Source organism: Desulfogranum mediterraneum DSM 13871 (genome assembly GCF_000429965.1).
In the GTDB taxonomy this organism is placed as follows: domain Bacteria; phylum Desulfobacterota; class Desulfobulbia; order Desulfobulbales; family Desulfobulbaceae; genus Desulfogranum; species Desulfogranum mediterraneum.
The window spans coordinates 93,519-107,806 of record NZ_KE387004.1 but is presented as its reverse complement, the minus strand read 5'-3'; the positions used below and the strand labels follow the sequence as shown (position 1 = coordinate 107,806).

General features: G+C 58.4%; 13 protein-coding genes. 3 read left to right on the top strand and 10 right to left on the bottom strand.

All coding sequences use genetic code 11. The features are described 5' to 3' along the window. Positions 1–11: 11 nt before the first annotated feature. From G494_RS0115325 to G494_RS23830, 3 genes are all read right to left on the bottom strand, one after another. A complete protein-coding gene (locus G494_RS0115325) occupies positions 12–530 on the bottom strand; it encodes a GNAT family N-acetyltransferase (RefSeq protein WP_028585225.1) in 519 nt (172 codons plus the stop codon). A gap of 355 nt (positions 531–885) precedes the next feature. After that, positions 886–1,560, bottom strand: coding sequence for a lipid-binding SYLF domain-containing protein (locus G494_RS0115320; protein ID WP_028585224.1), 675 nt, complete (start codon positions 1,558–1,560; stop codon positions 886–888). A 216-nt stretch (positions 1,561–1,776) separates the two neighbouring features. Beyond that, positions 1,777–2,634, bottom strand: a complete 858-nt coding sequence (locus tag G494_RS23830) for a M48 family metalloprotease (RefSeq protein ID WP_051305749.1) — start codon at positions 2,632–2,634, stop codon at positions 1,777–1,779. A 571-nt stretch (positions 2,635–3,205) separates the two neighbouring features. On the opposite strand from G494_RS23830, the gene G494_RS0115310 reads away from it, so the two are divergent. After that, the gene (locus G494_RS0115310) at positions 3,206–3,619 is read left to right on the top strand and encodes a hypothetical protein (protein WP_028585223.1); all 414 of its coding nucleotides are present in this window, start codon (positions 3,206–3,208) and stop codon (positions 3,617–3,619) included. A 227-nt stretch (positions 3,620–3,846) separates the two neighbouring features. On the opposite strand, the gene dsrP is transcribed toward G494_RS0115310, so the two are convergent. From dsrP to G494_RS0115275, 7 genes are all read right to left on the bottom strand, one after another. Next, positions 3,847–5,082 carry a sulfate reduction electron transfer complex DsrMKJOP subunit DsrP gene (gene dsrP, locus G494_RS23825; RefSeq protein ID WP_035246933.1) on the bottom strand — a complete coding sequence of 412 codons (1,236 nt, stop codon included), beginning with the start codon at positions 5,080–5,082 and terminating at the stop codon, positions 3,847–3,849. 91 nt (positions 5,083–5,173) lie between these two features. Further along, positions 5,174–6,142, bottom strand: coding sequence for a 4Fe-4S dicluster domain-containing protein (locus G494_RS0115300; protein ID WP_051305748.1), 969 nt, complete (start codon positions 6,140–6,142; stop codon positions 5,174–5,176). Between the two features lie 12 nt (positions 6,143–6,154). Further along, positions 6,155–6,784 carry a hypothetical protein gene (locus tag G494_RS25660; RefSeq protein WP_051305747.1) on the bottom strand — a complete coding sequence of 210 codons (630 nt, stop codon included), beginning with the start codon at positions 6,782–6,784 and terminating at the stop codon, positions 6,155–6,157. A 52-nt stretch (positions 6,785–6,836) separates the two neighbouring features. Continuing rightward, the gene (locus G494_RS25655) at positions 6,837–7,499 is read right to left on the bottom strand and encodes a cytochrome c3 family protein (protein ID WP_161630004.1); all 663 of its coding nucleotides are present in this window, start codon (positions 7,497–7,499) and stop codon (positions 6,837–6,839) included. Next, positions 7,496–9,814, bottom strand: coding sequence for a molybdopterin-dependent oxidoreductase (locus G494_RS0115285; RefSeq protein WP_028585221.1), 2,319 nt, complete (start codon positions 9,812–9,814; stop codon positions 7,496–7,498). Before G494_RS0115285 ends, G494_RS25655 begins: the two co-directional genes overlap by 4 nt. Before the next feature lie 10 nt (positions 9,815–9,824). After that, positions 9,825–10,070: a hypothetical protein gene (locus G494_RS0115280; RefSeq protein ID WP_028585220.1), complete on the bottom strand. Its 246-nt coding sequence runs from the start codon at positions 10,068–10,070 to the stop codon at positions 9,825–9,827. A 401-nt stretch (positions 10,071–10,471) separates the two neighbouring features. Continuing rightward, on the bottom strand, positions 10,472–11,200 hold the full coding sequence (locus tag G494_RS0115275; RefSeq protein ID WP_028585219.1) for a hypothetical protein: 729 nt from the start codon (positions 11,198–11,200) through the stop codon (positions 10,472–10,474). 462 nt (positions 11,201–11,662) lie between these two features. Here G494_RS0115275 and G494_RS0115270 point away from each other — a divergent pair, with 462 nt between their 5' ends. Beyond that, complete coding sequence (locus G494_RS0115270) at positions 11,663–12,907, top strand: glycine/sarcosine/betaine reductase component B subunit (protein ID WP_028585218.1); 1,245 nt, start codon at positions 11,663–11,665, stop codon at positions 12,905–12,907. 2 nt (positions 12,908–12,909) lie between these two features. After that, positions 12,910–14,235 carry a glycine/betaine/sarcosine/D-proline family reductase selenoprotein B gene (locus G494_RS0115265; RefSeq protein ID WP_084456937.1) on the top strand — a complete coding sequence of 442 codons (1,326 nt, stop codon included), beginning with the start codon at positions 12,910–12,912 and terminating at the stop codon, positions 14,233–14,235. The last annotated feature ends 53 nt before the right edge of the window (positions 14,236–14,288 follow it).

Here is a 14,288-nt window from a genome sequence, read left to right as displayed (position 1 = left end):
GTGCTCTCTGTTCAGCCTCGACGCTGTTGTCCGCTCCGTGGCCTTGGCCGGCTGGCCAAGGTGAACTCCGGCTCATAGCCCAGCTGAAAGGCCTGGGAGTCAGGGTTGCGGATGGTGAGGAGGCGCCGCTTGTTGGTGGCAAAGGGGGAGAGAGGTGTGGAGCAGGGCTCAAAGCCGAATTTTTGGTAGAAGCCGGCTGCGCCCAGGACATAGAGCGGCTGTGCCTCTATTTCCGGCTGACGCAGGGAAAAACGGATCAGCTCCGAGCCGATCCCCTGGTTTTGCAGCTCCGGTGCCACCGCTACCAGGGCCAGGTGCAGGCCGCAGATTTCTTCCTGCCGATAGGCGCGGGAGTAGGCGATGTAGGCGATGGCCCTGTGGCGATGGATACAGATCCACTCGTCCAGGACCCTGGACTGCTGGTGAAGGTTGGTAAAGAGGCGGTTCTCATGGCTGCTGCCGGGGAATGCCTTCTTAAGGAGGGCAAGGGCCTTAGGGTGTTCAGCCGGGGTCAGTCTGCGGATTTTCATAGTGGTAAAAAAAGGGTCGTTGTTCCTTCAAAGGGGGATGGACTGGAGCAGTCCAGTGTACCTGATCTCATGGCCTGGGGAAAGCGACTATCGCTTGTCTGTTCTTTTTCTATGGTTTTGATGAGGGGCTACCTGGGGACCGGCAGGGACCGTCTCTACAGTAAGCGTGCGGAGCAGAGCCGGGCGGGAGGCTGTTGCGACGGACCCTGGGCATCGGCTCGGGTCGGCCTGTCTGCCGGTGCCTGCCCCGGAAGTCTTCCTGGCTTCCGGGGCAGGCATTGCTGGGGCCGGGGACAGAGGGCTGAAGGCTCTGGCTTAGAGGTACAGAGCTAGCTTGCCGGCAGGGGGGGAGGGGCTAGGGGAGGGCCTGCCGGAGGGGATCGGCTCCCGAGTTGACCACACTCTGCTGGATGACAATCTCAACCGGCCGAACTGCCTTCTTGTAGTATTCTCTGTTCCAGGAGTCGCGCACCGAGATAACGGCCCCTTCCAGGCTCAAGCCCATGAAGGCGCCCTTGGAGCGGCCATAGGCAAGGATGTCTGCGGTCTGGGCCTTGGCGCTGGCTCCCACCGGACCGGCGGCGACCGCGGCATCGGCTCCGAGTTTAAACTCCGTGGAGAGCATGGCATCCAAGCCCTTGTCGCTCATCACCAGGAGGATCACCTCGCTCGCGTCTGCTCCGATCTGGAGTCCGAAAGAGATGGAGCCCATGGTGTAGAAGGCCGGATAACTCCACTTGCCGCTCTTGGCATCCTGGGCCATCAGGATGCCGCTCCCTCCTGAGCCGCCGATAAAAAAGCCGCCCCTGAGTAGCTGGGGCACGATGAATACCCCCTTGGCGCGATCCAGATGGTTTTTGAACCATTCCATCTCCGGATCTGCCATGAAACTCTTGAATACGGCCGTGGATTTCGCCACCAGCTCATCGGGTTTGCTGAAATCCTCGGCATACAGCAAGGAACAGCAACTGCCCAAAAAAGCGGCAGCCACGACCATGGTTATGACCAAACGACGCACGATGTTCATCATTTATCTCCTGATGTTAAGTTCGCCCTGCTGTCCCTGCCTTCAGGTCATTTGTACGTCATTGGAGGGGCTTGTGCAAGGCGAAGATCTCTGCCTGGTGGAAAAGTATCCTTTGTCCCCGGATCGGCTGTTTTAGAAATCCAGGGCAGGGGAGAGTGAAGACCCGGCCGAGGGGATGACTCGCTCTGCTGCCGGCTGGTCGGACTCGAGGGCAGAAATTCACCACCAGGAGAGCAGCCGCTGGAGCAGCCATTGGCCCAGGTTCCAGGCCTGTCGAACGGTCCAGAGGAGGACGAGCTTGGCTGTGGTGAGCAGGCGCACCAGGATGGAGACCTGCTCGTCACCATTCTCCTCCCTGTCCTGGACCAGCTGCCTGGCCCTGGTTGCAGGATCAGGATGAGTGGAGAGCAGGCTGTGTTCTCTGGCCAGGAGAGCCAGCTTTTCCAGGGCCGAGATCGCAGCGCTGCGGTCATGGCCTTCCGCCTCCAGGAAGGCGACCCCGTAGTGATCGGCCTGTCGTTCTTCATGCTGGGAGAACTGGGCATGGCTGAGTCGTTGGGCAAGGTCACCCAGCAGCGAGCGGGCCATCAGGCCGATCTCGTTCTCCTGGGAGGCCACTCCCTTGCGCAGGGCACTGGCCGCATAGGCCAGAACCAGCTGTTTGCGGGAGTGGCTGTTGACCACATGGCCCATCTCGTGGCCGATGACAAAGAGCAGTTCCGGATCACTCATCAGCTCCATCAGGCCGCTGTTTACCCGGATGCTGCCGTCGGCCAGGGCAAAGGCGTTGACCTCCCTGCTCAGGTAGACCTTGAAGTTGAAGCCGTGGCCATCTCTTTTTACCTTACCCCTGGTGAGGCGCCCCAGGCGCTGGGCATAGCTGCTGTCTGCGGGCGCGAGTTGCCGTTGACGGTCGGATACCGCCGCCGCCTGTCGGGCCAGGGCCGTGACATCGTGATCAGAGAGGCTGATGGCGGTAACTCCATCTTTGGCGGCATCGCTCAGCATCAGCAGGTTGGTATCTTCACAGCCACTGAGCGGCACTGCCAAGAGCAGGAAGAGTATGTATCGTATCATCGATCCGGGGGCCTGGGGAATGGGGTGACTGGTTGATACTCCTGGTGACTACCCTAATGCAGGCCTGGGGCCGGTGCAAGCGGTCGCTATGTCCGTGCAAGGTGCAAAAACCTTCGCTCCTGTCGGGGAAAGAGTGGTTTCAGCAGTCTTTTGGGTGCGTTCAGGCCAATCCGCTCCGGGCGTCCACTTCAGATCGAGAAGCCTCCTCTAAAAGATCTTCTTCAGCTCAGCCCCCTTACCCCTTTTAAGGGTGCTCTCTCCATCGAATCAGTCGCTTACCTTGGCCGGATGGGCAGCGCGGTTTGCCGGGATCTCGGCCAGGAAGTTCAGCTGTTTTAAGGAAACAGCTAGTGGCAAACAAGGGCCTGTCTCGCCTGCTTACGGTCGTCTCAGGTCAAGGCCTGGATGTGCGTCCGGCGCACCGGTGTTCTTCGCTGTCAGAGCTGTTATCAGCCTCGGGCAGGGCCAAAAAGAGAGGTGAAGATTGACACCCTTGAGGGCAACCCCTTATAATTATATTGTTAACGGGTGATCACGATCCTGCATTCAAGCAATGAGTCGAGGAGGAGATATGCCGTTTACCATTCAAAGAGTTCAGTATTTTTATACCACCATCAAAGATCAACCAGGAGAGGCCTATAAACTGCTCAACATGTTGGCTGATATGGGGATAAATCAGCTGGCCTTCTCTGCCGTACCCATTGGTCCGAATTCGACCCAGCTGGCAATCTTTCCTGAAGATCCCCTGAAGTTGATCCATGAGGCCGGGTTGGCTGCAATGGTTATTGACGGGCCTCATCATGCGCTCCTCGTTCAGGGGGACGATGAGCTGGGGGCGTTGGCGCAGCTCCATCAGCAACTCTTTGAGGCGGACGTCAACGTCTATGCTGCCAGCGGAGTTACCGATGGCCAGGGGAGTTTCGGCTATCTCATCTATGTCAAGGAGGATGACTACGATAGAGCCGCCCAGACCCTCGGGGTCTAGGGCCTGTCCCCAGGGCTTGCCGGATGCCTGCTGTAACCGGCAAGGGTGCAGCAAGTACCTGGACCCTTGCCTTTCAGCCGGGGCAGGCTGGAAGGGTCCTGAGCAGGAGAGGCGGCCGTGGCTGCAGGGACCGCAGGCTGTCCGCCGGCTCTCTGCTGGCTGAAGGTCTGGCTCAGGGCCTCGGCAGCCTCTCCCCCCCCTTTTTTTTGAGTGCTGGGGGTGTCTTTTCAGGGGAGCCTCTCCTGTTGCAGCTGCTGTGCATAGTCCTGTTCGATGATCAGGGCTGTTCTGATCAGCCAGCTGACCACCGTTATCCCCAGGGAGAGAATGCCCAGGGTCACGCCCAGTTCAACCCAGGTCGGCAGATAGTCGACCACCTCTCCCAGCGGACTGGGGATCAGGCCGGGAACGATCAGGCCGATACCTTTTTCCATCCAAATCGCCACAAACAGGAAGCCGCAGGCAGGCAGCAGTACCCTGGGATTGTTCTTGCCGGGGTTAAAGGCGAGCACCAGGGTGGCGAGGAAGTTGACGCCCACCGAGCTCCAGATCCAGGGGACCAGTGAGTTGTGCCCATCCATTCCGAAGAAGAGGTAGATGGCAGAGCTTGAGTGGTGGGTTGGAAAATAAAACTCTTTAAAGATCTCAGAGAAGAGCATGATCAGGTTGATAATCGCTGAGACGACAATGATCAGGCGCAGCTTGTTAAAGACCGTGCGCTCAATCTTGTAACTGCTGCTGTTGTGGATCACGGCCAGGATCAGGGCAATGAGCGCCGGGCCTGCGGCAAAGGCGGAGGCGAGAAAACGGGGTCCCATGAGTGGGTTGTTCCAGAAGGGTCTGGCCGGTAGACCCTGATAGAGAAAGGCTGTGACCATGTGGATGGAAAATGCCCAGAAGATAGAGAGGAAGACAAAGGGGCGATACTTCCGTTCATCCGCTGTCTTGCCCCGGTAGTGGCAGTAGAGGATGTAGGCCGGGACCAGTGCGTTGAGGAGCAGGTAGCCGTTGAGCACCAGCACGTCCCAGGCAAGGATGGAGGAGGGAAAGTTGAAGATCCCGATGCCTGGGATCAGGTGCCAGGCCTGGAGCGGTCCTCCCAGGTCCACCAGGATAAAACAGAGGCACATCACCAGGGCGCCGACCGCAACCCCTTCCCCGATGATGACCACCCGGTGGAAATCGGGGTCATGAAAGATATAGGCCGGCAGGATCAGCATGACCGCGGCAGCCGCAACTCCGACGAGAAAGGTGAAGTTGGAGATGTAAAAGCCCCAGCTGACGATATCGTTCATGCCGGTGACTGCGAGTCCGTACCGTGCCTGGAATGAGTAGGCATAGATGCCGACCCCCATGCCGATGAAGAGCAGCAGGCGGAAGATCTGAAATCCTATGCCGCCGCTGACATTCCAGCGTATGGCGTCCACAAGAAAGGTTCTGAGGTTTTTTTGGGCTGCACTCATGTTGCTCCTCTTGCAATCAACGATGGCCTTCGTAACAGTCAGCGCTGCTCTTGATGGCCATCAGGGATGGTTGAGTTGTTTTCACGAACCATCAATCAATGAAATACCAAAATTTCGGATCTGTACCGAGTTCCTCTCTCATCCTGAAGACCTTCTTGTGTTTGAGGACATAGCGGATCTCGCTGTCCGGATCAAGCAGGTTGCCAAAGACCCGTGAGCCGGTGGGACAGGCCTCCACACAGGCAGGCAGTCTGCCCTTGCGGGTACGCTGGATACAGAAGGTACATTTTTCCATCTTTCCCTTGGGCCGTTTGCGGTTGCCCAGGTAATGCTGTTTCGGGGTGACCTCTTCTTTGGGCACTTCTGATTGGCCCCAGTTGAACCTTCTGCCGTAATAGGGGCAGGCCGCCTGACAGTAGCGGCAACCGATGCACCAGTCGTAATCGACCACCACAATACCATCGGGTTCCTTCCAGGTGGCCCGGGTTGGGCATGCCTTGGTACACGGCGCATTTTCACAATGAAAACATTGGGTTCCCGTGTAAAATTTATGGTCGACCGGTACCTTGTGGTAAAATTGTCCATCGCCGGTACCGGGATCGAGTTGCCCTGGCTCCATTTCAAAGATCCGGATATACTGGGTGTTGCTCTTGCGGTCCAGGTTGTTCTCTTTGACGCAGGCGGTAACGCACTCCATGAACCCTTCACAACGGCTGATATTGAAGGCATAGCCAAAGAGGACCTTTTCCAGCGGAGGCTCACTGCCGATCTGCAGTTGGGCCTGGTCCTGGATGCTTGCCAGCCGCTCCAGTCGCCTGACGGTCTGTTCTTTCTCCTCCTGGCTCATCAAGCGGTAATTTTTCTTGAAGAACTCCTGCCAACGCAAGCGGGCCTCTTCCAAGCCGGTCCCTTCTGCGTCGGGAATGCATCCTGCGGTCAGGGCGGCACTCCCGGCGGCTGCGGCTATGGACACCCCCTTGAGAAAGGAGCGCCTGTTGCTTGGTTTTTCCAGGACCTCCTGGATAAGGTGTTTCGGATCGTCTTTTTTGTGCAAACGCATAGGATACCCCTGTCAGTCCAACGGTACCGAGTAGGTGGCCGGGAATCGTTGTTCAAATCGTGGCGAATGTGGGTCATGGCAGGACGCACAACTGTAGACCACGCGCTCACCTGCCCAACGACTCACCCTCTTGCCGTGGGCGCCGCCAAGCCAATCCCGTTTCTGGCGGAAGTGGCACTGGCCGCATAACTGGTAGCTGTGGTCAAAATCGATTTTTCTGGCCCTGTTATCTTCAAGGAGCTGAGGCTTCTCAGGGGTATGGCAATCGCTGCAGCTCAGCGCTCGTTCACCTTGTCCGTGGTTGAGGATGACATTGCCGTGGGTCAGTTCAAAGGCCTGCCGGACCAGAACCGGTTTGGCCCCGTGGCAGCTGCTGCAGGGAAAACGGGCGATGGCCTGTTTTCTGGCCAGAACTCGAAAGGCCCCTCCCTGATACCCCTCTTTTGCCCACACCGTCTTTTCGAGAACAGGCCCGAGCTGGCTGCTCAGGGGATCGGCAAAGGGTTCTTTTCTGGCCTTGACCCGCTCGATTACTGATGATTCTCCTGCCGAGAGAAGGCCGGCATTGGAGAAAAGCAGAGCTGCCAGCAGGGTGGGAAGGAGGGCTCCTCTGTTGAGCTGGAATATGGTGTCTCTGTTCATAGCTGCTCTCGTGGTTTCCTTGATAGGCTTCGTAGCGTACAGCGGGCTGAGCCTACGGTCCCGGCCGTACAAACTCGTTGACAGGAGCCGTCTGTACAGCCGGGACATGGCACTGCCGACAGTTACCCCGGCTAGAGTGCTCGACCCGGATCTCAACCACGGCTCCCGGGCCGGTGTGGCAGGAGATACAGTTTTCCCGCAGTTGAAGGCTGTGGGGGATGGGCGGCGGCGAGCTGCTTAAAAAGGAGCGTCCGAGCCTGGGCGGGCGAATCGATTGCCAATCGCTCTCTCCAAAGGCCTTCTCGGTTATCACCCGGGCATGACACTGGTAGCAGAGGGTGTTTTCCGGATGGGGCGTGACAGGCACAAATTTGCCGAATTCGGGACTGTAGCCGCCTTTGCCGTGGCAGGAGAGGCAGTTGGACTCGTCGCCGCTGAAACTTGCTTCAACCCCATGGGGGATCCGTGGCGGTGACCCGGGGTACTGGCGCAGCTCATAGAAGCGGGCAAGGTTTCTGTCTCCTGAGTCGGCAGCCAGGTAGGTCTCGGGGGTCGCCTCATAGCTCCTGAACACCTTTTGGCCCTGGTGATCGAAGTTGCCGAGGTCGATGGCTGCCGAGTGCTTCGGGGAGCCGATGGTGACGGCAGCGCCGAGAATACAGCATGCGGCAATACAGGGCCCCACCCAGCCCCTCTTTTCTGATTGTTTCATCATGCTTTCTCCAGTCGCACTGCACATTTTTTGTAATCAGGCTGCTTGGAAATCGGACAAAAGGCATCAAGTGTCAGCTCGTTGATCAGGTAACTCTCGTCAAAGAAGGGGACAAAGACCATCCCTCTCACCGGCACGCCTCTGCCCTGGATCTGGGCAGGCATGGTGACCTCCCCCCGGCGGGAGATGATCTTGACCATTTCACCGTTGACCACCCCGAGTTCTGCCGCGTCTTCGGGGTGCAGTTCCACGTAGGCAGCGGGTACCGCGTTGTGGAGCACCGGTATCCGTCTGGTCATGGAGCCGGTGTGCCAGTGCTCAATCACCCGGCCGGTGTTGAGCCAGAAATTATAGGTGTTGTCAGGTGATTCCGCAGCCGGCTCGTAGGGGCGGGCCCAGATCCAGGCACGGTTGTCTTTCTTGCCGTAAAAATCGAAGTCTTTGCCATTGCTGCAGGCAGGATCATATTTGGGGTTGAATCGCCAGCGGGTCTCCCTGCCGTTGACATAGGGCCACTGTACCCCGGAGCGCTCACGGAGCACGGAGTAGGGTGCCATCTCGTGCTTTGGCCCGGCGTGGAACCTGCGGTACTCTTCCCAGATTTTTTCGATATAGTCTTCTTTGCTCCAGGGGAACTGTTGTTCAAAACCGAGTCGCCTGGCCACCTCGATGATCTGCCAGGTGTCGGACATGGCCTCGCCGGGCGGATCGACGATCTGGGCAAAGTGTTGGGTCCGCCGTTCCGAGTTGCCAAACATCCCCTCCTGCTCCACCCACATGGCGGCCGGGAGGATCACGTCGGCAATATCGGTGGTCGGGGTGGGGTAGACGTCGGAAACGACAACGAAACGGTCTCCCTTCAGGCCGCCGTCACGGTAACGCCGCAGATTGGGCATGGTGACCATGGGGTTGGTCACCTGGATCCAGATGAACTTGATATCGCCGCGGTCCAGGGCGCGAAACATCTCCACCGTATGGTAGCTTGGTTTGGGATCGATGTTGCTCAGCGGCACATCCCATATCCCGGCGGCCATCTCCCGGTGATGCTGGTTCATTACCACCCCATGGGGCAACTTGTGGGTCAGGGTGCCCACCTCGCGAACGGTTCCGCAGGCGCTCGGTTGCCCGGTGAGCGAGAAGGGGCTGTTGCCGGGGGTGGAAATTTTCCCCGTCAGCAGATGGATGTTGTAGACCAGGTTGTTGATCCAGGTGCCTCTGGTGTGCTGGTTCATGCCCATGCACCAGAAGGAGGTCACCTTGAGGGCCGGATCTCCATAGAGCGCAGCCAGGTATTTGATATCCTTTGCCGCTACACCGGAGATCTTCTCCACCTTTTCCGGGGTATAGTCTTCAAGAAAACGGCTGTACTCCTCAAAGCTGATGGCCTCGGCCTGGTCCTTGAAGGCAAAGTGGTCCTCGGTGCCGTAGCCGATGTCGGTCTTGCCCCTGTGGAAGGAGACGTGCTGGTTGACAAAGTCCCAGTTGACCCAATCCCTGTTGATGATCTCGTAACAGATGGCATTGGCAACGGCCAGGTCGGTCTGGGGTTTGAACAGGATGGACTTGTCAGCCGCCTGGCTGGTCCTGGTGGAGCGGGTGGCAAAGTCGATGATCCGGACATTGGTGCGGCGTTTACGGTTGGCCAGCATCCGCGAAAAGAGCACAGGATGCATCTCCGCCATGTTGTTGCCCCAGGTGACGAAGATATTGGCGTGGTCCATGTCCTCATAGCAGCCCATGGGTTCATCAAGACCAAAACTCGTCATGAAGCCGGTGACGGCACTGGCCATACAGAGCCTGGCATTGGCTTCCACGTTGTTGGTGCCGAGACAGCCTTTAAAGAGCTTGGAGGCCACGTACCCATCCGGGATGGTCCACTGGCCGGAGCCGTAGATGGCAACCGAGTCCTTGCCGTGCAGTTCTCTGGTTGTCTTGAGTTTGTCGGCAATCAGGTCAAGGGCCTCCTGGATAGGTACCTCGACCAGGGTGCCGTTCTTCCGTACCTGGGCGGTGGTCAGGCGATCCTTACCATAGAGGGCCTGGACCGAGTGGTAGCCCTTCATGCAGCAGAGCCCCTTGTTGACACTGCAGTTGGGGTCACCCTTGACCGCGACTGCACGGCCATCGCTTACCCCGATGAGCACACCGCAACCTGTGCCGCAGAAACGACAGGGAGCCTTTTGCCAGGAAACGAGCCCTGAGTTGTTCGCCAGCTGCGGCCAGCTGCCAAAGCTGATTCCCGGGAAGAGTGCTCCAGCGGTTGCAATGGCACTGCTGGTGGCCGCATGTCGTATAAACCGTCGTCTGTTGAGCTTCATGGTCACCTCGTTATCTCCCTGGTTGTTCGTGGTCGTCATAGCCAAAGGTCAAGCTGAGAGACTGCAGAGATTGCACGCTCTTCAGCCGTTTCTGGAGTTCTTTTTCCTTTGTTTCATCCGGGGTGTCCGTGATGAGGACGACCAGATCTTGGTTATCGGCAGGTATCACTTCGCAGTAGGGCAGCGCTGCCAGGTCGACACAGAGGGTCGTTTTGGCACCACGCTTGGGTGTGGCAAGGTAGCTGAAAACAGGCATAGTCGGTCCCTATTCTTGTTGGGCAGCAGGGCGCTGCAGCTCGCGGATGATAGCTAGTATGGACCTGGTTGGGGCTGGTTTCATTGACATAGATCAAGAAACGTATCTTTTTCAGGTGGTGACTGTATGGCTACATTGTAGCACAGGAGGGCGGGGGGGTGATATGGAGCAGCACGAATTGTTGCAAAAAAGGGTGGGGACGGGTTTGCCTCAGGGCTGTCTTGGTGGGATTGCAGGCAAGGATCGGGAGATGGGGGGCAGATGGCGGGAAGGGGGGATGGCGGGGCTTGGAGGGCAGTGGATCATGAAGGGGAGATATCCTGCAGCTCAACCTCCCCTGGAGCAGGGGAGGCGTGGTGTCTTGGCTGAAGGGAGATCCGTTTTTCCAGGGGAGCTGCCGGTCAGCCTATCTTCAGCTCTGCCGGCCGAAAGGCCTCGGGACGCTCCAGGAGTGCCTTGATGTTGTGGACGAGTTGGGGGCTGGTCACATTGGGATAGATGTATCTGGGCAGGTAGCGATCCACGGCCTCCTGATCCCTGAGCAGCACCAGTGCGCACAGCCCATAGTAGCAAACAATCTCTCGGCCGGCGGCCTGGATGGCTGTCAGGTCTATCTGTTCGACCAGGCGGCTGATCTGTTCAAACCGTGCCGCCTCTTTCGCGTGCTCAGCTGGCTCAGCTGCAAGCGCCCAGAGGTCAAAGATGAGGTCGCTCTTGATCTTTGCCGACTGGCCGGCAAGGGTGTTGCCGACCTCCAGGATGATGCGGCTTGCCCTGTGGCCATTGTTCTCCCGTACACTGCAGGCAACATCGAGGATCATGGTCTCCAGGCTATCAAACCTGAAGCCGTCTCTGAGTACCTCCAGGAGGTAGCAGAGGGTGTCGCGCTCCTCTGGCCGGTGCCGGGGTTCCGGGTGATGCTCCAGGTCATAGAGCCCGTAGAGGATCCCCTTGAGCAGGTGCTCCTCCCGCAGTTCCAGTTTCTCCTCTCTTTCCAGGGCCTCGAGTTCCTCACCATCCACAAAGAATGGCAGGTGCCCCGCAAAACCAGGCACAAAGAAGCGCTCTGCGGTCTGGCTGTCGGCGCCGCATTCCTGCCAGATAATGTTGTATCGTACTCTCTTCGTCATGGCTCCTTCCTCTGTCCTTTGGTGACGGTCTGTTTTTCCCCACTCTACACCATGTCCAGAATCCCACCAGGTTAATATGGGCCTTGGTATGGATCTTAGGATGGATCTTAGGATGGGGCTTAGGATAGGGTTTAGGCCGCAGACTGCGTCGATATTCTCTCTTTCGCAAGCCTGGTTGGCGATGAACCGTATCATTGTCCGGGAACTCGATTCAGGCATGAGCTGCTCGCCCCCGGGGTAGCTGGGGCGGACAAAGGGGAACCGCAGGGGGGCCGGAAGAGAGAAAGACTGCAGCAAAGAGAGGGTTTGTGATAAGATAGCCTTAAGGGTTCCCCAGGCAAAGCCATGATCGAGCAGAGGGGAAGCTCGTGGCTCAGGTTGTGAGCCCATGTTCTTCCTGTGGTTTTGCTCCGCCAGACAGGGTTGACTGAAACGAGTCATCCATGGAGAGGAGAAGACACGATGGTGTTAGAACTTGGATATATCGAAATCAAAGACCTCGTTTTCGGTCAGGAAACCAGGGTCCACGGTTCGACCCTGGTCGTCGATCAGGACGCCTTCAAGGAGGCCTTGAGGAGCGGGGATGACAGGATTCAAGGCCTGAATCTCGCCTTGGCCAAACCAGGCCAATCCACCCGGATTATCTGCGTGAAAGACGTTATCGAGCCACGCTGCAAGGTGGACGGCCACAGCGTCGGCGAGGGCCGAACCCATATCCTCCGCAATGTCGCGGTGGTGAGCTGCGGCAAGATTGTCGGCTTCCAGGAAGGCCTGATCGACATGAGTGGCGCCGGTGCCGAGCATTCTCCCTTTTCCCGGACCCTTAACCTGGTGGTGGAGGTTGAGGTAGCCCCTGAGTTGCCGCCCCATGCACATGAGGAGGTTGTCCGTCATGCGGGCTTGAAGGCAGCTGGCCTGCTGGCAGAGGCCGCCAGGACGCTCAGGCCCGCCGAGGTAGAGCGCTATCACTGCCTTGATACCCTGGAGGGTGGGCCGAAGCTGCCGCGGGTGGCCTATCTCTACATGCTGCTGAGTCAGGGGCTTTTGCATGATAGCTATGTCCTGGGCCGCAATGCCCGAGAGGGGTTGCCCTGTATCATCCCCCTGCCGCTGCTGATGGATGGGGCGATCACCTCAGGCAACTGCGTGAGCGCATGTGATAAAAATACCACCTATCACCACCAGAACAATCCGCTTGTTCGGGAACTCTACCAACATCACTTGCAGGAGCTGAACTTTGCGGGGGTGGTCCTGACCAACGAGCCGGTGCGCCTGGCTGCTAAAGAGGCCTCAGCCCGAAAGGCGGTTGAGCTGGTCAAGACACTCAAGGCCGATGCAGTCATCATCAGTAAAGAGGGGTTCGGCAATCCGGACACCGACCAGATGCTCTTGATCCGGGGCCTGGAAGAGGCGGGCGTCCTCACGGTGTCGATTACCGATGAATATGCCGGTGATAATGGCGCTTCCCAGTCCCTGGCAGACGCGACGCCCCAGGCCAGGGCCATGATTTCGGTGGGTAATGCCAACGAACGGATTCTCCTGCCTCCCATGGAACGGCTGCTTGGTCCACTTGAGGATCTGACCCGCCTGGCCGGTGCCTATCCGCACAGCCTGCACCAGGACGGCAGCCTGGAGGTGGAACTCCAGGCGATCATCGGTTCGACGAATCAACTCGGCTTTCACACCCTTCGCTGCAGAGAGGTCTAACCATGTCCACTTCATACAAGGTCGTTCACTGTCTCAATCAATTTTTTGGTGGCTTGGGGGGAGAGGAGCAGGCAGGCGCCGCCCCTACCCTGGTGCAAGGTCCCAAGGGGCCGGGCTTGCTCATTGAAAACAGTGTTCCGGGGCTCCGGGTGATGAGCACGCTTATCTTTGGCGATAATTATCTGGCCGAGAACACCGAAAAGGCGGTCCAGGAGATTCTGAACCTGCTGGCGCCCTGTTTTGAGGGGGATGACGCCGGCAGACCGGATCTCCTCCTGGCCGGTCCGGCCTTCAACGCCGGCCGTTACGGCATTGGTTGTGGGGCACTCTGTCAGGCGGTGCAGGAACGCTGGGGTATCCCGGCGGTCACCGCCATGTTTCCGGAAAACCCGGCAGTTGCGCTCTATCGAAAAACCGTTTTCATTGCCGAAACCAGTGACGACGTCAGGGGGATGGCAGAGGCGATCCAGCGGATGACCCCCCTGGGGTTGAAGCTGGTGCGCCGGGAGAGCTGTCTGCCGGAGGAGGATCACTATATTGCCCAGGGCCGCCGGAAGAATGTCCGTGCCGCTAAAACTGGGGCGCAACGAGCGCTGGAGATGCTGGTGCAACGCTTACAGGGTGAACCCTTTGAGAGCGAGTATCCCATGCCGGTCTTTGATCGGGTACGCCCGGCCCCGCCTGTTGCAGATATGCGCCGGGCCCGCCTGGCCCTGGTGACTTCCGGCGGCATCGTGCCGCGCGGTAACCCCGATAAGATAGAAGCCGCCAATGCCCAGCGTTTTGGCAGCTATCCCATCAAAAATCTGCAGAGGCTGAGCTCCCAGAGCCATCAAACAGTCCATGGGGGCTATGATCCCACCTGTGCCAATGGGGATCCAAATCGGGTGCTCCCCCTGGATGCGGTCCGCGAGTTGGAGTCAGAGGGGGCGATTGGCTCGCTCCATGACTGGTACTATGCGACGGTTGGTAATGCCACCTCGGTTGAAAGTGCCCAAAGGTATGGCCAGGCCATCGCTAAAATATTGCTGGCAGACGGGGTTCAGGCGGTACTCCTCACCTCCACCTGAGGAACCTGTACTCGTTGCGGGGCAACGATGGTAAAAGAGATAGAACGGGCGGGTATGACGGTGGTGCATGCATGTTCCATTGTCCCGATTTCCTTAACGGTCGGCGGAAACAGGATTGTCCCGACCATTGCCATTCCCCACCCCTTTGGCGACCCACATCTCGCTGGCCCGGAGGAAAAGGCGCTGAGGCGGAGCCTTGTGGAAAAGGCCCTACAAGCCTTGGAGACCCCCATTGGGGGGCAGACGGTCTTTGAGTAGAGCCCTGTTGAAGCCCCCTGGTCTCCAGGTAAGGGCAGCGCTTGTTTTTAAAA

Coding starts and splice junctions, on each gene's coding strand:
- G494_RS0115285 (WP_028585221.1), bottom strand. CDS start 9,814: ATGAAGCTCAACAGACGACGGTTTATACGACATGCGGCCACCAGCAGT.
- G494_RS0115270 (WP_028585218.1), top strand. CDS start 11,663: ATGGTGTTAGAACTTGGATATATCGAAATCAAAGACCTCGTTTTCGGT.
- dsrP (WP_035246933.1), bottom strand. CDS start 5,082: ATGAGTGCAGCCCAAAAAAACCTCAGAACCTTTCTTGTGGACGCCATA.
- G494_RS0115300 (WP_051305748.1), bottom strand. CDS start 6,142: ATGCGTTTGCACAAAAAAGACGATCCGAAACACCTTATCCAGGAGGTC.
- G494_RS25655 (WP_161630004.1), bottom strand. CDS start 7,499: ATGATGAAACAATCAGAAAAGAGGGGCTGGGTGGGGCCCTGTATTGCC.
- G494_RS23830 (WP_051305749.1), bottom strand. CDS start 2,634: ATGATACGATACATACTCTTCCTGCTCTTGGCAGTGCCGCTCAGTGGC.
- G494_RS25660 (WP_051305747.1), bottom strand. CDS start 6,784: ATGAACAGAGACACCATATTCCAGCTCAACAGAGGAGCCCTCCTTCCC.
- G494_RS0115310 (WP_028585223.1), top strand. CDS start 3,206: ATGCCGTTTACCATTCAAAGAGTTCAGTATTTTTATACCACCATCAAA.
- G494_RS0115275 (WP_028585219.1), bottom strand. CDS start 11,200: ATGACGAAGAGAGTACGATACAACATTATCTGGCAGGAATGCGGCGCC.
- G494_RS0115325 (WP_028585225.1), bottom strand. CDS start 530: ATGAAAATCCGCAGACTGACCCCGGCTGAACACCCTAAGGCCCTTGCC.
- G494_RS0115280 (WP_028585220.1), bottom strand. CDS start 10,070: ATGCCTGTTTTCAGCTACCTTGCCACACCCAAGCGTGGTGCCAAAACG.
- G494_RS0115320 (WP_028585224.1), bottom strand. CDS start 1,560: ATGATGAACATCGTGCGTCGTTTGGTCATAACCATGGTCGTGGCTGCC.